Genomic DNA, 20,316 nt, shown 5'->3' with positions numbered 1-20,316 from the left:
TCAGTCCTTGTACGGGGGAAGGCCACGCAAGTCATCCTCATCGGAACCCGTCGAAAGGTACGCGGTTCTCAATTGTTGGGCGACATCATCAGAATCGGCTCTTCTGCTGTACTTTGCGAAGTCTTCAAAGTAGGCTTCATAGCTCTTGCCCAGAGTGTCCGCGCCCTTATTGTAGAACTGCTGACTCGTCAGTTGAGATTGTTCGATGTGGTCCTGTTCAGCGTCGTCAACCGCCTTGTCGGTCTCCTGGCCAATAAAAGTGCTCAACGCTTCTCCCGTCAGGTCGGCTGCGATGGGGGCGATCGCGACGCCGGCGTACTGAGCTCCGGGCAGGGGGAGAAAGGCGATTCCCGTTCCGATGGCGGCGCCCGCCAAGTACTTTCCCCACTCGGCTGATCTGCCGAGCGACTTGTTTGCGTCCTCCGAGCCTTGTTTGAAGTCGGACTCGGCTTGTTGCACTCGCGAGTGGTCCAGGATTCCACGCGCTTCCGCCTCCATGAACAGGGCATCCTTGCCATGCTCGTAGTTCGACTGATTGGTGGGCGGATTGGAATCGAGCAGACTCAGTGTGTACAGGTGCTGGCCTGCTGCCACGATGCCGTGAGAGGTCTCGTTCTGCCCCAGCACGCTGAGAAAGTTGATGGCGCCCTGGTTTCCGAAGTCAGCCCGACCGTGATACATGGCGTGGAAGTCGTCGGCACTTCTGCCGTGATCACCGATTCCCGACAGGCTGTAATTGATGTCGTCGATGTAGGCAGACGCCATCTTGCCGAGACTGTCAGCCAACTCAGGCTGCTCGTGCAGTTTCTGCGAGCCGTCCTCATCGCTGAAGAGATAGGCAACTTGTTCCATGACGCGTGCAGTCGCGGCGGTACGGCGGTCTCCGCTTCCGGAAGCCAGCGGATCCGCACCGGTCGACGCGTCGTAGGCGTAGCCAGTCGTTGCGGATTCGAGGGCATGACCCAGAGCATTCCGTCCCGCTACGACGTTGCTATCTCCGCCGTCCTGTGCAAGGTCATGGGACCAATGACGGTCGAGCAAGTATTCAAGATTATCGTTTACTTCGGAGTGGCTGCCAATTCTGCCGCTCGATCCATCAGGCGCAGCGAAGAACTCCGTGGAGGCGCCAGGGTTATGTCCGAGGGCCTCCAGAAATCCAGTCATGGGGTCCCAGCTGCCATCAGACTTCGTGCGGTTGAGGAAGGGGGCAGCGCCCGGATGCTGCCATGCTCCGTGTTTCCCGTCCCCGGTGAATTTTTCATCCGTTTCAATGAGCTTGCGGCCATAGTCATTCAGGAACTGGTCGTCATAGTCGCCCCACCGCATAAGGTTGCTCATGACCTGAACACCCAAGGGAAATCCGCCATTCCGGGAGAGCGGCTTATCCCCGAGGTCCACCACTTGGTTCTTCCACTCCGTCATGGCAGCGGTGTCGCTGTGGCTTGCCGTGGCGAGAGTAAGGGAGAGGTGCCTCTGCAGACTGTCGAGCTGTTCGCGCCTTGCGCGATACACTTCAGGATTGGTTCCTGGTTCACTGAGGTTCGTCCAGAACTGAAGTGTTCCCTGGGCCCCGAGCTTCGTGGCGAACTCCTCGGCGAACAGGCTGTCGTTCGCGTACTTCTTCAGGCCGGCGTTGAGCCGGTCGAAATCGGCGACACTGAGATCCTCGGGCTTCTTCTTCACCAGCTGGGCGAGCTCGTCGGCTTCCTTGATGGCGTCGGCGGCGGCGTCGCGGTTTGCGTAGCTCGCGTCGGAGAAGCCGAGTCGGCTCTGGTCGGCCAGTGCTTGCAGGACCTTGCTGGCGGAGTTGTCGCTCTCCGTCGCGTCGTCGAGGATCTTCTGGATCTCATCGCGCAGGCTCGTGACATCGCCGGCGTCGTGTTCGGGCGTTTTTGCGCGATCAGGATGGACGTGCGTGGCCACCGTGAACCCGCCGGCCGCGGTAGTCGTGACCGTCAGGTTCTTCTTCTGGCCGCGTGCGATGGCATCTTCGAGCTTGCCCTTGTGGTTCTTCAGTTCGCCGAGGGTGTCCCGGAGGATGTTCCTGATCGACGTCGCCTGGGTGTGGGCGTCCTTGAACTCGCCGGCTGTCCTGGCGACGAACTCCTTGGAGACGGTGGCGTTCTCGCCGGTCCAGTCGGCCTTGTTGGCGGCGCCTCTGAGGCCCTTGTCGGCGGACTCCTTGAGTTCGTCGAGGTCACCGATCATCGTGGTCCAGTCGGTGACCGCCTCTTCGAGCAGCTTGAAGTCGGCGAAGCGGAGCGCGTCGAGATCCATCAGTCGCCCTTCTCGTCCTGCTTGTCCTTCTTCTCGTCCTTGTCGGCGTAGGCGGGGTTCTTGTCGCCCGGAGCACCGACGCGTTCGTCGAAGCCCTGGTCCAGGACGTCGATGCTGCTCATCTGGCGCCGGATGTAGTGGTCGTCGCCGCTGTGGAGTTTCTTGGTGACCTGCATGTGGTTCGAGATGTGGGCGCATGCGTCCCGCAGGGACGAGAGCTGCTCGTCCCAGCGAGCGGAGACGTGCTGGAGTCCGCCACCGAGGGCGAAACCCTGCTTGGTCAGGTCACCGGCTGCCTTGTCGCTGCTCGGGACGGCTCTGCGGCCCTTGTTCCACAGGTCGTTGTACAGCGTGAACGCCTGCTCGCCGATCTTCGCCAGGTCGCCCTGATGCACGGTGAGATCGCCGTACCGGCCGGGATCCGTGACACGGCCGCCACCACCGCCCGGCTCCAGCTGATTGAGCTGCGTGTGGGCCGACTGACGCTCGGCCGCCTGCGACTTCAGCTGTTCCCACTCGTCCCACGCCATGCGCGAACCCTTCCCCGTGTCCCCGTCGGGCCCACCTCACGGACAGGCCCGTACCGCCAACGACCGACTGGTCACATCCGCACGCCCGACGCGAGGGCCTCCACGGCCCCGACCACCCGTCCACAACGCCCCGAGCGGCCCGAGCGCCCCCAGGCCCCGTCAGTACTCGCCCCCGACCAACCCCGTCTGCACCAACGGCTTCCCGCGTCGGCGGGAGACGAAGACCCCCCGGCCCACCGGCATCGGCCGGGGACGCACCCCGCCGAGGATGTCCCCCTCACCCGGGTCACCGGCCATCACGACACCCTGCGCCCCCAGTTCCTTCATGCGCTGCATGAACGGCTCGTACGCCGCGCGCCCCGCGCCCGCCGTCGACCGCGCGATGATGAAGCGCACGCCGACGTCCCGGGCGAAGGGGAGGAGTTCCGTCAGGCCGCCCAGCGGGTTCCCGCTCGACGTGGACACCAGGTCGTAGTCGTCCACGATCACGTACACCGTCGGCCCCTGCCACCAGCTCCGGTCCCGCAACTGCTGCGCGGTCACGTCGGCCGTGGGCGTCCGGCGCTGCATCAGGTCGGCGAGCGCGGTCATGTGGTGGTCCATGGCATTGGACATCGGGATGTACTCCGCCAGGTGCGAGGACGGGGTGACGCCCAGCAGGGACCGCCGGTTGTCGACGACGAACAGCTTGCACTCGTCGCCGGAGTAGCGCGCGGTCAGCTGCCTGATGAGCAGCCGCAGCAGGTTCGACTTGCCGGTCTCGCTCTCGCCGAAGACCAGGAAGAACGGGTCCTGCTCGAAGTCGACGAAGACGGGTTCGAGGTTGTCCTCGTCGAGGGCGAAGGCCACCCCGCGCCGGGGGAACCGGTCACCCGGAGGCAGCTGCTCCGCCGGGAACTCACGCGGCAGCAGACGCACTACGGGCGCACCCGGCCCCTGCCAGTGACGGGCGACCTCCGTCGTCAGCGCCGCCGTGGCGTCGGCGAGGTCCGTGTCCGAGGTGAGACCGTCGATCCGCGGAACGGCGGCCATGAAGTGCAGCTTCTGCGGCGACTGGCCGCGTCCCGGCACACCCGTCGGGACGTTCGCCGCCACCTTGCGGTCCAGCTCCGAGTCCATCGTGTCGCCGAGCCGCAGCTCCAGGCGGTTCATCAGGTGGTCCTTCAGGTTGGACCTGACCTCCATGGACCGGGACGCGGACAGCACCACGTGGATGCCGTAACCGAGGCCCCGCGCGGCCATGTCCAGGACGACCTGCTCCAGACCCTCGTAGTCGGTGCGGAAGTTCCCCCAGCCGTCGATGACGAGGAAGACGTCGCCCCACGGCTGCTCGGTCAGCGAGATCTCGCCGCGGCCGCGCTTGGTGCGGAACTCCGCGATGGAGGAGATGCCGGACGAGCGGAAGTACTCCTCGCGGCGCGTCATGACGCCGTACACCTCGGCGACCGTGCGGCGCACCCGCTCGGGGTCCAGCCGGGACGCGACACCGCCGACGTGCGGCAGCCCGGCGATCGCCGACAGCCCGCCACCGCCGAAGTCCAGTCCGTAGAACTGCACCTCGGCCGGGGTGTGGGTCAGGGCGAACGACGCGATCAGCGTGCGCAGCAGCGTCGACTTGCCGGACTGCGGGCCGCCGACGATCTGCATGTGGCCGGCCGCGCCGGAGAAGTCGACCCACAACGGGTCGCGGCGCTGCTCGTACGGCTTGTCGACGAGTCCGACGGGTACCACGAGGCGTCCCGCCCCCTCGTACCCGGGCTGGGTGAGCCCCCGGCCCTCGACCGCGGTCAGACCGGGCAGCAGCCCGTCCAGCGACGGCGGGCTGTCCAGCGGCGGCAGCCACACCTGGTGCGCCGCCGGCCCCTGCGCCTCCAGCCGGCGCACGATCACGTCGAGGACGGTGTCCGCCAGCGCGTCGTCCGTGTCGGACGCCTCCGGACGCTGCTGGGGCACGGTCACGTACTGCACGGGCACCTCGGCCGCGGTGAACACCACCGGCCGCCGGTCCAGCGGCAGCGCCCCGCCGAGCGCGGCGGCCCGCGCCGAACCCGAGCGGTACACCCCGGACACGTACGCCGCCTTGAACCGCACCATCTCGTCCGTGCCGTACTTCAGGAAACCCGAACCGGGCACGTTCGGCAGCTCGTAGGCGTCCGGCACGCCCAGAGCCGCACGCGACTCGGCGGCGGAGAACGTGCGCAGACCGACGCGGTACGACAGGTACGTCTCCAGGCCGCGCAGCCGCCCCTCCTCCAGCCGCTGGGACGCCAGCAGCAGGTGCACGCCCAGCGAACGGCCGATACGGCCGATCTGCACGAACATCTCGATGAAGTCCGGCTTCGCGGTGAGCAGTTCGCTGAACTCGTCGATCACCAGGACGAGGGACGGGATCGGCTGGAGCGGGGCGCCGGCCGCGCGCGCCTTCTCGTAGTCGTGGATGTTGGCGTAGTTGCCCGCGTCGCGCAGCATCTCCTGGCGGCGGTTGAGCTCACCGCGGATGGAGTCACCCATGCGGTCGACCAGCGTCAGATCGTCCGCGAGGTTGGTGATGACGGCCGCCACGTGCGGCATCTGCGCCATGCCGGCGAAGGTGGCACCGCCCTTGAAGTCCGCGAGGACGAAGTTCAGGGTCTCCGAGGAGTGGGTGACAGCGAGGCCGAGCACCAGGGTGCGCAGCAGCTCCGACTTGCCGGAACCGGTCGCACCCACACACAGGCCGTGCGGGCCCATGCCCTCCTGGGCGGCCTCCTTGAGGTCCAGCATCACCGGACGGCCGTCCTCGCCGACGCCGATCGGCACCCGCAACCGCTCGGCCAGTGAACGCGGCCGCCAGGTGCGCTTGGTGTCCACCGACGCGGCGTCGCCGAGACTCAGCAGGTCGGTGAACTCCAGGTTGGCGAGCAGCGGTTCGTCGTCGTCCCCGCCGGACGCCATGCGCAGCGGCGCGAGTTGGCGTGCCAGCGCCTCGGCCGACTCGTAGGAGAGAGCGTCGGGGATCCCCTCGTAGACGACGCCGTGCCCGGACTCCAGGTGCAGCTCCTGCGGGTGTACGACGATGGACAAGTCGCCCTGCGTGCCCGCTGGTTCACCGGGCACGACCTCGAGAACCGTGACGCCCTGGAGGCCTTCGGGCGAGGCGAGGACGGAGTCGGGCAGCAGCGACAGGCCGTCGAGTACGACGACGATGTGCGGTTCGTCGGTGAGCGGGGCGGCGTTCGGGTGGAAACGGGGGCGGCCGGTCAGGCGGGTGGCGAGCAGGTCCTCCAGTTCGCGGGTGTCGCTGCCGATCAGGCGGCGGCTGCCCGCGCCGTCCACCGCGCCGGGCGCCTGCACATGGGGCAGCCACTTGGCCCACTCCCAGTGCGGCAGGGCATCCCGCCCGGCCGCGACCACGATGATCAGGTCCTCGGGGGAGTGCAGGGCGGCCAGCGAAGCGGTCAGGGCGCGCGCCGAGGCACGTACGGACTGCGGCTCACCGCTGATGCCGACGTGGTAGAAGGCGCGCAGCGAGACCGCCATCGGCAGGTCGTCCAGTGTGCTGTGGGTGGCGACGAACCGCTGCATCGCACCCGCGGTCAGCGGTTCCAGCTGGTCCACGGGGCCGGTCTCGGGGGTGAGCAGGGGGGTGGCGAGGGACTGCGGGCCGAGACCGACGCGGACCTGCGCGAAGTCCTCGTCGCCCGGGCGCCGCTCCCACAGCCGGCTGCCCTCGGCGACCAGTGCCCACAGCTGCTCGGGCGAGGGGTGCAGGTAGTACTGGGCGTCGCGCTGCGCCTTCGCGGTGCCCACGGCGGCGCGCCGGGTCTGCGACAGGTAGCTCAGATAGTCGCGCCGCATGTCGGCGAGCTGGCCCTGGGAACCGCGCCGGAAGCGCACCACCATCGCGATGGACATGGCCACCGTCGAGGCGATCATCACCATGCCCATGATCTTCATGAACGGCTGCCCGCTCGTGAAGAAGAACACCACCGAGCCGCCCATGCCGAGCGTCGGCAGCAACTGCATGAGGACGCCCTCCTGATGCCCCCGCGGCAGCTCGGGCGGAGGCTGCAGGACGACTTCGTCCGTGGGCACTTCGGACGGCAGCGCCCGCGGCGGGCGCTTCACGACGATGTGGCTCACTGCTCACCAATTCCCTTGCCGGCCCCAGGGTCTTCCGCCCGCCGCCCCGTGTCAGGCGGACGCAGGCCGCCGCGTGATCCTACTGACTTCACGCGGGACCGGTGGGCGGTAGGGTGCCGGATGTTCGCGTGAGCACACACGAACCAGGCTGGAGAATCAGGGCATTTCGCGCCATGTGGAGATGCGTGAGGCCCGCCGGCCGGCCGGACGGCCCAGGACCGGCGCCTCGCCGGGCGATCGGCGGAGCAGCCCGCGGAAACGGGCGCAGGACCTTCACAGCCCAGTTCCACAACCATCACTGAGGGGGAGCAGCAGGTGAGCATGACGGCCTCCGCGACGACCACCGGAGCCGGCGGTCCCGGTCCCGCAGCCCCTTCCGGGGCGGGCGCGGGTCTCGGTTTCTGCCGGGTCACCATCGTCGCGCCGGACAGCCGGATCGACGTGGCGCTGCCCGACGACATCCCGGTCGCGGACATCTATCCGGAGATCCTGCGGCTCTCCCGCCAGAGCCCCGCCGAGGGCGCCCCGGTCGGCTACCACCTGGTACGCCGCGACGGCACGGTCCTCGACAGCTCCCGCTCCTTCGCCGCCCAGCGCATTCTCGACGGCGAACTCCTCACGCTGCGCCCCTTCTCCGAGTCGCTGCCGCCAGCCGTCTTCGACGACGTGTCCGAGGCCGTGGCCTCCGCGGTCACCCGCGAGCGCACCCTGTGGAACGGCGACCTGACGCGCACCGCGGGCCTCGTCGGCGGCGGTGTCCTGCCGGCGCTGCTCGCCTTCGTCGCGTGGACCGCCGACCCACTGCACGACATGCACAGCCTGCCCGGCATCCTGGCGGCGGTCGCCGGCGTCCTCCTGGTGGTCTTCGCCGCCGTGCGCGCTCGGGTCTACGACGACCGGGCCTCCGCGATCGCGCTCGGGCTCGGCGCCCTGCCGAACACGGCGGTGGCGGGCTCCGGACTGCTGGCCCTCGCCGCCGGCCAGGGCATCGGCAAGCTCCAGTTCCTCCTCGGCTGCGCCGCGGTCCTGGTGGCCTCGGTGGTCCTCACCTTGTGCTCCCCGCGCGGCGACGGCCCGTTCGTGGCGTTCGTGTGCGCCTCGGCCATCGGCCTGATCGCCGTGTTCGTGGCGCTCCTCGCGCACTGGACGCCCACGGAGACGGCGGCGCTGTGCGCGCCCGTAGCCGTGGGCGCGCTGGCCTTCCTGCCCGGCCTGTCCATGCGCTTCGCCCGCCTGCCGATCGGCTTCGACCCGCCGAACAACGCCCGGCGCAGCGCGTACGGCACCGATCCCGTGCCGCCCGAGCCGGTCGACGCCGAACGCATCCAGGCGCAGGCCCGCCGCGGCCACGAACTGCTCGTCGGCCTGGTGGGCGGCTGCGCGCTCGTGGCCGTCGCGGCCTGCGCGGTGCTCGGTTTCTCCGACGACGTGTGGGGCCGGCTGCTCGCCCTCGCGACCGGCGTCGCGCTGCTGATGCGCGCCCACCTCTTCCGCTACACCGCCCAGGTGGCGCCCATCCTCGCCGCGGGCCTCGCCGCCCTCGTCCTGCTCGGCCTCGGCCTGGCGCTGAATCCGCCGTCCGCCCTGATGCGCGACGCCCTCGCCGGGGACCGCGCGGCCCTGGACCTCCGTACGATCTGGCTTGTCGCCGTGATCGCGGCGGCGGCGGCCCTGGTCACCGCGCTCGGTCTGATCCTCCCGCGGGGCGGTCTCACCCCGTTCTGGGGCCGCTTCCTGGAGATCGCCGAGGGCTTCGTCCTGCTGACGCTGGTACCGCTGGCGCTCGCCGTCTTCGACGTGTACGCGACCGCCCGCGCCATGACCAGCTGAGGGGTCGGCCGGGTGCGCGGACAGTGAGAAGGGGGGGGGGGGGGGGGGGGGGCCCCCCCGCCCCCCCCCCCCCCCCCGCCCCCCCCCCCGGGGCCCCCCCCCCCCCCCCCCCCCGGCGCCCGGCCCCCCCCGCCCCCCCCCGCCGCGGGCGCCCCGGGGGGGGGGGGGGGGGGGGGGGTGTTTGTGGGGGGGGGGGGGGGGGGCCCCCCCCCCCCCCCCCCCCCCTTCTCCCGTGCCGTCACATCGGCGACCGACGCCGCCGTCCAGCCGGAGAGCCGGAACCGGACGGCCACGGCGGGCCGAGGGCGACCGGCACGGGCGTCCGTACGGAACGGCACGGTCAGGACGCCGGCTCCGCGCCCGCTCCGCCGCCCGGCGCCGGCTCCAGGTCGAACTCCCCGTCCCGCGCCCCCAGCACGAACGCGGTCCACTCCGCCTCCGTGTACCGCAGGACCGTGTCCGGGTCCAGCGAGGACCGCATGGCCACGGCGCCCGCCGGCAGGTACGCGATCTCGACCCGCTCCTCGTGCTCCTCCGTACCCGGCGCGCTGTGCCACTCGACGCCCGAGATGTCGAGGGCGTAGAGCTCGTCCCTCTCGCGCTCCTTGCGGGCCCTGACGTCCTTGTCCTGTGCCTCGGCCATGGCGAAGCGACCCCTTCCCGTACGAAACGATCCGAGCGTTCACCCTAGTGGCCGCCCCCTCCGCGCCAGAGGTCCTTCCGGGACCCTGGCGAGCGCGTCCTGCCAGGCTGGTACGCTGTGTAACGGCCGTTTGTGTACGCACCCCCGGAGCCATGTGTTCTGGAGGTCGCGCCCAGCGGATCCCCGCCTCCCGAGTTACGGAAGCTCCCCTGAGATGTGGACCAGGGGCACTCGGTGGCCATCACAAAGACTACGAGGAGTACGCGTGCCGCTCGACGCCGCTACGAAGAAGCAGCTCATCAGCGAGTTCGGTCAGAAGGAGGGCGACACCGGCTCCCCCGAGGTCCAGGTCGCCATGCTGTCCCGCCGGATCTCGGACCTGACCGAGCACCTGAAGACGCACAAGCACGACCACCACTCCCGTCGTGGTCTGCTGATCCTGGTCGGTCAGCGCCGCCGTCTGCTGCAGTACCTGGCCAAGAAGGACATCCAGCGCTTCCGTGCGCTGGTCGACCGCCTGGGCATCCGCCGCGGTGCGGCGGGCGCCAAGTAACACGCCGTGAAGGGAGCGGTTCCCACCTCAGGAGGGAACCGCTCCCTTTGCCGTACGTGCGGAACATCGCCGCCTCTTTGTAATGTGGTAGCACGACGCAGGACGTACGACACCACGTGACAGCGCCTGCCCGCACCGGGCGGGCCGAGGTCACACACTGAACGAGGAGAAGCGCGCCTCGCCGCCGCCGGTCCTCGGTAGTGGCCCCCGGGGAAGCAAGCCCGGGTGCTTCGATCGAAGACCGGCCCGCACCAGACGGAGCGCTTCTCCGCCACCGTCCCCCTGTCACACGGACAGGACGGACGAAAGACGAAAAGTATCGGAGAAATTGCTAGTGGAGAACGAGACCCACTACGCCGAGGCCGTTATCGACAACGGTTCCTTCGGCACCCGCACCATCCGTTTCGAGACGGGCCGCCTGGCCAAGCAGGCCGCCGGCTCCGCCGTGGCGTACCTGGACGACGACACCATGGTGCTGTCGGCCACGACCGCCTCGAAGAACCCCAAGGACCAGCTCGACTTCTTCCCCCTCACGGTGGACGTCGAGGAGCGGATGTACGCCGCCGGCAAGATCCCCGGCAGCTTCTTCCGCCGTGAGGGCCGGCCCTCCGAGGACGCCATCCTCACCTGCCGCCTCATCGACCGTCCGCTGCGCCCGTCCTTCAAGAAGGGCCTGCGCAACGAGATCCAGGTCGTCGCGACGATCATGGCGCTCAACCCCGACCACCTGTACGACGTCGTGGCGATCAACGCCGCGTCCGCGTCCACGCAGCTGGCCGGTCTGCCCTTCTCCGGCCCGATCGGCGGCGTCCGCGTCGCGCTGATCAACGGCCAGTGGGTCGCGTTCCCGACGCACACCGAACTCGAGAACGCCGTCTTCGACATGGTCGTCGCCGGTCGCACCCTCGAGGACGGCGACGTCGCGATCATGATGGTCGAGGCCGAGGCCACCGAGAAGACGATCCAGCTCGTGCAGGGCGGCGCCGAGGCGCCGACCGAGGAGGTCGTCGCCGCCGGTCTGGACGCCGCTAAGCCCTTCATCCGGGTGCTCTGCAAGGCCCAGGCCGACCTCGCCGCCAAGGCCGCGAAGCCGACCGGCGAGTTCCCCGTCTTCCTCGACTACCAGGACGACGTCCTGGAGGCGCTCACCGCCGCCGTCAAGGGCGAGCTCTCGCAGGCCCTCACCATCGCGGGCAAGCAGGAGCGCGAGGCCGAGCTGGACCGCGTCAAGGGTCTCGCCGCCGAGAAGCTGCTCCCGCAGTTCGAGGGCCGCGAGAAGGAGATCTCCGCCGCGTACCGCTCGCTGACCAAGTCCCTCGTGCGTGAGCGCGTCATCAAGGACAAGAAGCGCATCGACGGCCGCGGTGTCACCGACATCCGCACGCTGGCCGCCGAGGTCGAGGCCATCCCGCGGGTGCACGGCTCCGCGCTGTTCGAGCGTGGCGAGACCCAGATCCTGGGCGTCACCACCCTCAACATGCTCCGTATGGAGCAGCAGCTGGACACCCTCTCCCCGGTGACCCGCAAGCGCTACATGCACAACTACAACTTCCCGCCGTACTCCGTCGGCGAGACGGGCCGCGTCGGTTCGCCGAAGCGCCGCGAGATCGGCCACGGCGCCCTCGCCGAGCGCGCGATCGTGCCGGTCCTGCCGACGCGCGAGGAGTTCCCCTACGCGATCCGTCAGGTGTCCGAGGCCCTCGGCTCCAACGGCTCGACGTCCATGGGCTCCGTCTGCGCCTCCACCATGTCGCTGCTGAACGCCGGTGTGCCGCTGAAGGCCCCCGTCGCGGGTATCGCCATGGGTCTGATCTCCCAGGAGATCAACGGCGAGACGCACTACGTCGCCCTCACCGACATCCTCGGTGCGGAGGACGCCTTCGGCGACATGGACTTCAAGGTCGCCGGCACCAAGGAGTTCGTGACCGCCCTCCAGCTCGACACGAAGCTGGACGGCATCCCCGCCTCCGTCCTGGCCGCGGCCCTCAAGCAGGCCCGTGACGCCCGCCTCCACATCCTCGACGTGATGATGGAAGCGATCGACACGCCGGACGAGATGTCCCCGAACGCCCCGCGGATCATCACCGTCAAGATCCCGGTGGACAAGATCGGTGAGGTCATCGGCCCGAAGGGCAAGATGATCAACCAGATCCAGGAGGACACCGGCGCCGACATCACGATCGAGGACGACGGCACCATCTACATCGGTGCCGCCCAGGGCTCGCAGGCCGAGGCCGCTCGCGCAGTGATCAACGGCATCGCCAACCCGACCATGCCGGAGGTCGGCGAGCGCTACCTGGGCACGGTCGTCAAGACGACCACCTTCGGTGCGTTCGTGTCGCTGCTCCCGGGCAAGGACGGTCTGCTGCACATCTCGCAGATCCGCAAGCTCGCCGGTGGCAAGCGCGTGGAGAACGTCGAGGACGTCGTCGGCGTGGGCCAGAAGGTCCAGGTCGAGATCGCCGAGATCGACTCCCGCGGAAAGCTCTCCCTCATCCCCGTGGTCGAGGGCGAAGAGGGCGACGACCAGAAGGACGACACCGACAAGTGACGTCGAGCAGCTCCACGGCGACGGCCCGCACCTCCTCGGAGGCGCGGGCCGTCGCCCGTACCCAAACCCTCGTCAAGGGCCGCAACGGCATCGGCACGGTCCGTAAGACGACGCTCCCCGGTGGCCTGCGCATCGTCACCGAGACCCTGCCCTCCGTACGCTCCGCCACCTTCGGCATCTGGGCGCACGTCGGCTCTCGCGACGAGACGCCCGCGCTGAACGGTGCCACGCACTACCTGGAGCACCTCCTCTTCAAAGGCACGCGGCGCCGGTCCGCCCTGGACATCTCCTCCGCCGTCGACGCGGTCGGCGGCGAGATGAACGCGTTCACGGCGAAGGAGTACACGTGCTACTACGCACGCGTGCTCGACACGGACCTGCCGCTCGCCATCGACGTCGTGTGCGACATGCTCACCGGCTCACTGATCGAGCAGGCCGACGTCGACGCCGAGCGCGGCGTGATCCTCGAAGAGATCGCCATGACCGAGGACGACCCGGGCGACTGCGTGCACGACCTGTTCGCGCACACGATGCTCGGCGACACCCCCCTCGGCCGCCCGGTCCTCGGCACGGTCGACACGGTCAACGCCCTCAGCGCCGACCGCATCCGCCGCTTCTACCGCAAGCACTACGACCCGACGCACCTCGTCGTGGCCTGCGCCGGCAACGTCGACCACAACAAGGTGGTACGCCAGGTCCGTGCCGCCTTCGAGAAGGCCGGCGCCCTCCAGGGTCCCGAGGCCACCCCGGTCGCCCCGCGCGACGGCCGGCGCACCATCCGCACCGCGGGCCGCGTCGGCCTGCTCGGCCGCAAGACCGAGCAGGCGCACGTCGTCCTCGGCATGCCGGGCCTGGCCCGTACCGACGACCGCCGCTGGGCGCTGGGCGTCCTGAACACCGCTCTGGGCGGAGGCATGTCGTCCCGCCTCTTCCAGGAGATCCGCGAGAAGCGCGGCCTGGCCTACAGCGTGTACTCGTACACCACGGGCTTCGCCGACTGCGGTCTCTTCGGCGTGTACGCGGGCTGCCGCCCGAGCCAGGTGCACGACGTCCTCAGGATCTGCCGCGACGAGCTCGACCACGTCGCCGAGCACGGCCTCTCGGACGACGAGATCGGCCGGGCCGTCGGCCAGCTCCAGGGCTCCACGGTCCTCGGCCTGGAGGACACCGGCGCGCTGATGAACCGCATCGGCAAGAGCGAGCTGTGCTGGGGCGACCAGATGTCCGTCGACGACATGCTGGCCCGGATAGCGGCGGTCACCCCGGACGAGGTCCGTTCGGTCGCCCACGAGATCCTGGGTCAGCGGCCCTCGTTGTCGGTCATCGGCCCGCTCAGGGACAAGCAGGCGTCCCGGCTGCACGACGCGGTCGCGTAACCCCCGTCTCAGACAAGGAAGCAAGCATGAGCAAGCTGCGCGTGGCGGTCCTGGGTGCCAAGGGCCGCATCGGGGCCGAGGCGGTACGAGCCGTCGAGGCCGCGGAGGACATGGAGCTGGTGGCCGCGCTGGGCCGGGGCGACACGCTGGAGACGCTGACCGCGTCGGGCGCGCAGGTCGCGGTGGAGCTGACCACACCGGACTCGGTGATGGACAACCTCGACTTCTGCGTGCGCAACGGCATCCACGCCGTGGTCGGCACGACGGGCTGGACCGGGGAGCGGCTCGCGCAGCTCCGGACCTGGCTGGAGGGCTCGCCGGAGACGGGCGTGCTCATCGCGCCCAACTTCTCCATCGGTGCCGTACTGACCATGAAGTTCGCGGAGGCCGCCGCACCGTACTTCGAGTCCGTCGAGGTCGTCGAGCTGCACCACCCGAACAAGGTGGACGCCCCCAGCGGCACCGCCACGCGCACGGCGCAGCTCATCGCCGCGGCCCGTGAGCGGGCCGGCAGCGCCGCGCAGCCGGACGCCACGGCGACCGCCCTGGACGGCGCCCGCGGCGCGAACGTCGACGGGGTCCCGGTGCACGCGGTCCGCCTGCGCGGCCTGCTGGCCCACCAGGAGGTCCTGCTGGGCGCGGAGGGCGAGACCCTGACCATCCGCCACGACTCGCTGCATCACAGCAGCTTCATGCCGGGCATCCTGCTCGGCGTGCGCCGCGTCGTGAGCAGCCCGGGCCTCACCTTCGGCCTGGAGCACTTCCTGAACCTCGGCTGAGCGGCCGCCGAAGACCGTCGACAGATAGCTGAGACATGCGCGCGAAGATCACCTACGCCATCACGGCGGCCGTCCTGGTCGCCTACTTCGTGCTGGTCGGCTGGCGCGGGGTCCTCCTGATCCGGACCGGTACGGTCCTCACGGTCACCTTCGGCGTCTCCGTGCTGATCCTGCCGGTCATCGGCGTCTGGTTCCTGTGGAAGAACACCCAGTTCGTCCGCAAGGCCAACCGGCTCGCCGCCGAGCTGGACGCCGAGGGCGGCCTGCCCGTGGACGAGCTGAAGCGCACGCCGGGCGGCCGCATCGACCGTGACTCGGCCGACGAGGTCTTCGCCCGGCGCAAGGCCGAGACCGAGGACACCCCGGACGACTGGCGCAGCTGGTTCCGCCTCGCCGTCGCCTATCACGACGCCCGTGACACCCCGCGTGCCCGCAAGGCGATGCAGCGCGCGATCGCCCTGCACGAGGGCCGCCCGGTCCGCGTCGAGCCGACCGCGTAGGAGTCCGGGCCGTGCGCCCGGGAGCACGACGAAGGGCCGGCCCGCATCGCGGGCCGGCCCTTCGTCGTGCGGTGGCTCAGCTCCTGCGGTACTCGTCGGCCCACACCTCGACGGCGTCCGCCGCCCGGTCGAAGGCCTCCATGCGCGCCAGGAAGTCCGCGCCGTGCGTGGTGAGCAGCGGCACCAGGGCGTCCGGCGCACGGTCCCTGCGGACAAGAACCAGGGCCTGCCCCTGCACCGTGCGCGGCAGCCCGAGCCAGCGCACCGGCTGCTGCACCGTCCGCACCGCGGCGACCTGCTCCCAGGGGGCGGTGCTCGTGCGGAGGAAGCTCACCCGGCGCAGGCCGGTCGCGCTGACCCAGACACCCACCCGCAGCAGCCGCAGCGCGCACAGTATGACCAGCAGCGCCCCGCCCAGACACACGGCGGCGGCCGCCATCGTCCCGGTGAACGCGATGATCACGGCGGCGAAGAGCACGTACGAGGCGAGCAGCAGGACGAGCGCCGCCGCGCCCACCCGCCAGGGCCCGGGCCGGTACGGACGCCGCCACTGGTCGCGGTCGTCGAACGGCAGTGCGCGATCGTCCGCCGCCTCGTCAAAAGCGCGGTCCGCCGTCAGGAAGGGCAGGGGCACGACTGGTCCTCACTCGATCCACACAGGGGCTATGCCCGGTGAGGCTATCGAGCCGGATCCCGGCTCACCACCCTTGGGGGGCCAAGGGGGTGCCTCGGGTGCCGTGCGGAACCGGGCGGGTCAGCGCCCGTCGGAGGCCTCGGAGTGCTGCGCCGTCGGTGCCGACCGGTCCGCCGAGAGCGCGGGCATCCCGATGAGCAGGGATCCGACGAGACCGGCGACCACGGTGAGCCCGATGAGCCAGCGGCCGGCCAGCTGCCCGGCGGAGGCGCGCTCACGGGGCGGGGGAGCGACATTGCTGCGGAACTTGTCGGCTTCTGCGACGAAGGCGAACGGGACGGGCTCGCGCCGACGGAACATGGGCGGTGCTTCTCCTCTGCGGACTCGAAGGGACCTGTGTCACTCCTACAGACGTGCGAACCTCCCGAAAGGTGCCCGCTTTCGCCGATTTCCTCCTTGGCGGGGCACGGAAATCCCCGGGCTCGGCGGGCCGTAGAGTGGCCGCGTTCAGAGCTGTGATGGAAGGACCCTTCGAATCGTGACCGACACCCCCGCCGACGATTTCAAGATCGACCTCAGGAACGACGTCGCCGTCGAGCTGGTGAAGTCCAGCGCCGCCGACTCGGACGTGTTGTTCGCCGCCCGTGTCTCGACCGTCGGGGAGCAGTCCCTGGACGAGCTGACCAAGGACCCGGAGCGCTCGAAGGGACTGATCAACTACCTCATGCGGGACCGGCACGGCAGTCCCTTCGAGCACAACTCGATGACGTTCTTCATCAGCGCCCCGATCTTCGTGTTCCGCGAGTTCATGCGGCACCGCGTGGGCTGGTCGTACAACGAGGAATCGGGCCGCTACCGGGAGCTCCAGCCGGTCTTCTACGTCCCGGACGCGTCCCGCAAGCTGGTCCAGGAGGGCCGCCCCGGGAAGTACGTCTTCGTGGACGGCTCGCAGGAGCAGCGCGACATCGCGGCGGACGCCATGCAGGAGTCGTACGCCGAGTCCTACCGGGCGTACCGGAGGATGCTCGCCGCCGGTGTGGCCCGTGAGGTGGCCCGCGCCGTCCTCCCGGTGGGCCTGTACTCGTCGATGTACGCCACGTGCAACGCACGCTCGCTGATGCACTTCCTCGGCCTGCGCACCCAGCACGAACTCGCCAAGGTGCCGTCCTTCCCGCAGCGGGAGATCGAGATGGTCGGCGAGCAGATGGAGGCGGAGTGGGCGAAGCTCATGCCGCTCACGTACGCGGCCTTCAACGCCAACGGACGCGTCGCGCCGTAGCGCGCTCCCGCACGCATCCGGCACAGATGTACGCATCAGCCGGACGAAGTGTCCGGATTGCGGCATTTCTAGAAGTTCATCTAGCCTGATCAAACGGACCCGGCACTGCTTGAACCCCCGAGCAGGCAGTGCCGGGCTCCGCATTTGTCCGGACTTGTCGTCTGCCCCGAGGGCAGACCCCGCGTTGAGCAGCGAGTAGCGTGTTACCCATGGCTCCGACCTCCACTCCGCAGACCCCCTTCGGGAGGGTCCTCACCGCCATGGTCACGCCCTTCACGGCGGACGGCGCACTCGACCTCGACGGCGCGCAGCGGCTCGCCGCCCACCTGGTGGACGCAGGCAACGACGGCCTGGTCATCAACGGCACCACCGGCGAGTCCCCGACCACGAGCAACGCGGAGAAAGCCCGGCTCGTACGCGCCGTGGCCGAAGCGGTCGGCGACCGGGCGCACGTGGTCGCGGGCGTCGGCACCAACGACACCAGCCACAGCATCGAGCTCGCCCGCGACGCCGAGAAGGCCGGCGCGAGTGGCCTCCTGACCGTCACGCCGTACTACAACAAGCCCCCGCAGGAGGGCCTGTACCGGAACTTCACGGCGATCGCCGACGCCACCGAGCTGCCCGTGATGCTCTACGACATCCCCGGCCGCAGCGGCGTCCCGATCAACACCGAGACGATCGTGCGCCTCGCCGAGCACCCCCGGATCGTCGCCAACAAGGACGCCAAGGGCGACCTCGGCCGCGCCAGCTGGGCCATCGCACGCTCCGGCCTCGCCTGGTACTCGGGCGACGACATGCTGAACCTGCCGCTGCTCTCCGTGGGCGCCGTCGGCTTCGTCTCCGTCGTCGGCCACGTCGTCACGCCGGAGCTGCGCGAGCTGCTCGACGCGTACGTCTCGGGCGACGTCCAGAAGGCGACCGAGATCCACCAGAAGCTGCTCCCCGTCTTCACCGGCATGTTCCGCACCCAGGGCGTCATGACGACCAAGGCCGCGCTCGCTCTCCAGGGCCTGCCCTCGGGACCGCTGCGCGCCCCCATGGTCGAGCTGTCCCCCGAGGAGACCGACCAGCTCAAGATCGATCTCGCCGCCGGCGGGGTACAGCTCTGACCACAGACTTCACAACTGAATACGTACGACCGCAGGCACCGGCCTGCGTCCCACACTGACAACTGCTATTGCACGAACGTCACGCGCGCCACGTGCCTTGCCGGGTACGTGGCGCGCGTGGTGAGGAGAGTCTTTTGAGTCATCCGCATCCTGAACTCGCGCCGCCGCCGAAGCTTGCCCAGGGCGGCCTGCGGGTCACCCCGCTCGGTGGTCTCGGCGAAATCGGCCGGAACATGACCGTCTTCGAGTACGACGGGCGCCTGCTGATCGTCGACTGCGGAGTGCTCTTCCCCGAGGAGGAGCAGCCCGGAATCGATTTGATCCTGCCGGACTTCACGTCCATCAGGGACCGCCTCGACGACATCGAGGGCATCGTCCTCACCCACGGCCACGAGGACCACATAGGCGGTGTCCCCTTCCTCCTGCGCGAGAAGCCGGACATCCCGCTGATCGGCTCCAAGCTGACCCTCGCCCTCATCGAGGCGAAGCTCCAGGAGCACCGCATCCGTCCGTACACGCTCGAGGTCGCCGAGGGGCACCGTGAGCGCATCGGCCCCTTCGACTGCGAGTTCGTGGCGGTCAACCACTCGATCCCGGACGCCCTCGCGGTGGCCATCCGCACCCCGGCGGGCATGGTCGTCCACACCGGCGACTTCAAGATGGACCAGCTCCCGCTGGACGGCCGCCTCACCGACCTGCACGCGTTCGCGCGGCTGAGCGAGGAAGGCATCGACCTTCTCCTCTCGGACTCGACGAACGCCGAGGTCCCGGGCTTCGTCCCGCCCGAGCGCGACATCTCGAACGTCCTGCGGCAGGTCTTCGCCGGCGCAAGCAAGCGGATCATCGTGGCGAGCTTCGCCAGTCACGTCCACCGCATCCAGCAGATCCTGGACGCGGCGCACGAGTACGGCCGCCGAGTCGCCTTCGTCGGCCGGTCGATGGTCCGCAACATGGGCATCGCCCGCGACCTGGGTTATCTGAAGGTCCCGCCGGGCCTGGTGGTCGACGTCAAGACGCTCGACGACCTCCCGGACCACCAGATCGTGCTCGTCTGCACGGGCTCGCAGGGCGAACCGATGGCCGCGCTGTCCCGCATGGCCAACCGCGACCACCAGATCCGCATCGTCCAGGGCGACACGGTGATCCTGGCGTCGTCGCTGATCCCGGGCAATGAGAACGCGGTCTACCGCGTCATCAACGGCCTGACCCGCTGGGGCGCCAACGTGGTCCACAAGGGCAACGCCAAGGTGCACGTCTCGGGCCACGCCTCCGCGGGCGAGCTGCTGTACTTCTACAACATCTGCAAGCCGCGGAACCTGATGCCGGTCCACGGCGAATGGCGCCACCTGCGCGCCAACGCCGAGCTCGGCGCCCTGACCGGAGTCCCGCACGACCGCATCGTCATCGCCGAGGACGGCGTCGTCGTCGACCTCGTCGGCGGCAAGGCCAGGATCGCTGGCAAGGTCCAGGCGGGATATGTGTACGTCGACGGCCTCTCGGTCGGCGACGTGGGCGAGACCGCGCTGAAGGACCGCCGGATCCTCGGCGACGAGGGCATCATCTCGGTCTTCATGGTGATCGACTCCAGCACGGGCAAGATCACCGCAGGCCCGCACATCCAGGCCCGCGGCTCAGGCATCGACGACAGCGCCTTCTCGGCCGTCGTCCCGAAGATCACGGAAGTCCTGGAGCGCTCGGCCCAGGACGGCGTCGTCGAGCCCCACCAGCTGCAGCAGCTCATCCGCCGCACGCTCGGCAAGTGGGTGTCGGACAACTACCGCCGGCGCCCGATGATCCTCCCGGTCGTCGTCGAGGTCTGACCTCGGCCACGTCCAACCTGGAGCGGGCGGCCCCGATTTGCATCGGGGCCGCCCGCTCCAGTACGTTTACGGCTCCGCCCGAGGGGGAACCCGACGCGACTGAGCGTTGGACCACCCCGCAGGGGCCGGAAATTTCGACTCAGAATCTCTGATAAAGTCGGAACCGCCGGAAAGGGAAACGCGAAAGCGGGAACCTGGAAAGCACCGAGGAAATCGGAACCGGAAACGGTCTGATAGAGTCGGAAACGCAAGACCGAAGGGAAGCGCCCGGAGGAAAGCCCGAGAGGGTGAGTACAAAGGAAGCGTCCGTTCC

The 20,316-nt window shown here is 69.5% G+C and carries 15 protein-coding genes; 9 read left to right on the top strand and 6 right to left on the bottom strand.

Annotated features, from left to right (window positions below; genetic code table 11):
• The 3 genes from ACFYP4_RS29650 to eccCa form a co-directional block, all read right to left on the bottom strand.
• Entirely contained in the window at positions 1 to 2,277 is a 2,277-nt protein-coding gene (locus ACFYP4_RS29650) for a hypothetical protein (RefSeq protein WP_388789535.1), read from the bottom strand.
• On the bottom strand, positions 2,277 to 2,807 hold the full coding sequence (locus ACFYP4_RS29645) for a hypothetical protein (protein WP_358854442.1): 531 nt from the start codon (positions 2,805 to 2,807) through the stop codon (positions 2,277 to 2,279). The genes ACFYP4_RS29650 and ACFYP4_RS29645 overlap by 1 nt, the downstream gene beginning before the upstream one ends.
• Positions 2,808 to 2,966: 159 nt before the next feature.
• On the bottom strand, positions 2,967 to 6,929 hold the full coding sequence (gene eccCa / locus ACFYP4_RS29640; RefSeq protein ID WP_388789531.1) for a type VII secretion protein EccCa: 3,963 nt from the start codon (positions 6,927 to 6,929) through the stop codon (positions 2,967 to 2,969).
• A gap of 321 nt (positions 6,930 to 7,250) precedes the next feature.
• Between eccCa and eccD the strand changes: the two genes are divergently transcribed.
• Positions 7,251 to 8,759: a type VII secretion integral membrane protein EccD gene (gene eccD / locus ACFYP4_RS29635; RefSeq protein WP_388789726.1), complete on the top strand. Its 1,509-nt coding sequence runs from the start codon at positions 7,251 to 7,253 to the stop codon at positions 8,757 to 8,759.
• Between the two features lie 340 nt (positions 8,760 to 9,099).
• Here eccD and ACFYP4_RS29630 read toward each other — a convergent pair whose 3' ends face one another.
• Positions 9,100 to 9,402, bottom strand: a complete 303-nt coding sequence (locus ACFYP4_RS29630; protein ID WP_358854445.1) for a DUF397 domain-containing protein — start codon at positions 9,400 to 9,402, stop codon at positions 9,100 to 9,102.
• Between the two features lie 265 nt (positions 9,403 to 9,667).
• On the opposite strand from ACFYP4_RS29630, the gene rpsO reads away from it, so the two are divergent.
• The 5 genes from rpsO to ACFYP4_RS29605 all read left to right on the top strand — a co-directional run bounded on the left by rpsO (position 9,668) and on the right by ACFYP4_RS29605 (position 15,161).
• Complete coding sequence (gene rpsO, locus ACFYP4_RS29625; RefSeq protein ID WP_057579463.1) at positions 9,668 to 9,955, top strand: 30S ribosomal protein S15; 288 nt, start codon at positions 9,668 to 9,670, stop codon at positions 9,953 to 9,955.
• A gap of 334 nt (positions 9,956 to 10,289) precedes the next feature.
• Complete coding sequence (locus ACFYP4_RS29620; RefSeq protein ID WP_358854446.1) at positions 10,290 to 12,506, top strand: polyribonucleotide nucleotidyltransferase; 2,217 nt, start codon at positions 10,290 to 10,292, stop codon at positions 12,504 to 12,506.
• Entirely contained in the window at positions 12,503 to 13,882 is a 1,380-nt protein-coding gene (locus tag ACFYP4_RS29615) for a M16 family metallopeptidase (RefSeq protein WP_388789527.1), read from the top strand. Before ACFYP4_RS29620 ends, ACFYP4_RS29615 begins: the two co-directional genes overlap by 4 nt.
• Before the next feature lie 26 nt (positions 13,883 to 13,908).
• Complete coding sequence (gene dapB, locus ACFYP4_RS29610) at positions 13,909 to 14,661, top strand: 4-hydroxy-tetrahydrodipicolinate reductase (RefSeq protein WP_388789523.1); 753 nt, start codon at positions 13,909 to 13,911, stop codon at positions 14,659 to 14,661.
• Between the two features lie 35 nt (positions 14,662 to 14,696).
• On the top strand, positions 14,697 to 15,161 hold the full coding sequence (locus ACFYP4_RS29605) for a tetratricopeptide repeat protein (RefSeq protein WP_358855969.1): 465 nt from the start codon (positions 14,697 to 14,699) through the stop codon (positions 15,159 to 15,161).
• Between the two features lie 76 nt (positions 15,162 to 15,237).
• Here the strand turns inward: ACFYP4_RS29605 and ACFYP4_RS29600 are convergent, their stop codons facing one another.
• Together ACFYP4_RS29600 and ACFYP4_RS29595 are read right to left on the bottom strand one after the other, a co-directional pair.
• Positions 15,238 to 15,795 (bottom strand): PH domain-containing protein, encoded by a 558-nt coding sequence (locus ACFYP4_RS29600; RefSeq protein ID WP_388789520.1) that lies wholly within the window; start codon positions 15,793 to 15,795, stop codon positions 15,238 to 15,240.
• 120 nt (positions 15,796 to 15,915) lie between these two features.
• The gene (locus ACFYP4_RS29595) at positions 15,916 to 16,155 is read right to left on the bottom strand and encodes a hypothetical protein (protein ID WP_358855967.1); all 240 of its coding nucleotides are present in this window, start codon (positions 16,153 to 16,155) and stop codon (positions 15,916 to 15,918) included.
• A gap of 178 nt (positions 16,156 to 16,333) precedes the next feature.
• On the opposite strand from ACFYP4_RS29595, the gene thyX reads away from it, so the two are divergent.
• The 3 genes from thyX (at position 16,334) to ACFYP4_RS29580 (ending at position 20,003) form a co-directional block, all read left to right on the top strand.
• A complete protein-coding gene (thyX, locus tag ACFYP4_RS29590; protein ID WP_358855966.1) occupies positions 16,334 to 17,074 on the top strand; it encodes an FAD-dependent thymidylate synthase in 741 nt (246 codons plus the stop codon).
• Between the two features lie 209 nt (positions 17,075 to 17,283).
• A complete protein-coding gene (gene dapA / locus ACFYP4_RS29585; protein WP_358855965.1) occupies positions 17,284 to 18,183 on the top strand; it encodes a 4-hydroxy-tetrahydrodipicolinate synthase in 900 nt (299 codons plus the stop codon).
• Between the two features lie 134 nt (positions 18,184 to 18,317).
• Positions 18,318 to 20,003, top strand: a complete 1,686-nt coding sequence (locus ACFYP4_RS29580) for a ribonuclease J (protein ID WP_358855964.1) — start codon at positions 18,318 to 18,320, stop codon at positions 20,001 to 20,003.
• Positions 20,004 to 20,316 lie beyond the last annotated feature (313 nt).

The sequence above is a fragment of the Streptomyces sp. NPDC005551 genome, from assembly GCF_042871785.1.
GTDB lineage: Bacteria > Actinomycetota > Actinomycetes > Streptomycetales > Streptomycetaceae > Streptomyces.
Note: the sequence above shows the minus strand (reverse complement) of the source record. Positions and strands in the feature narration are given on the sequence as shown.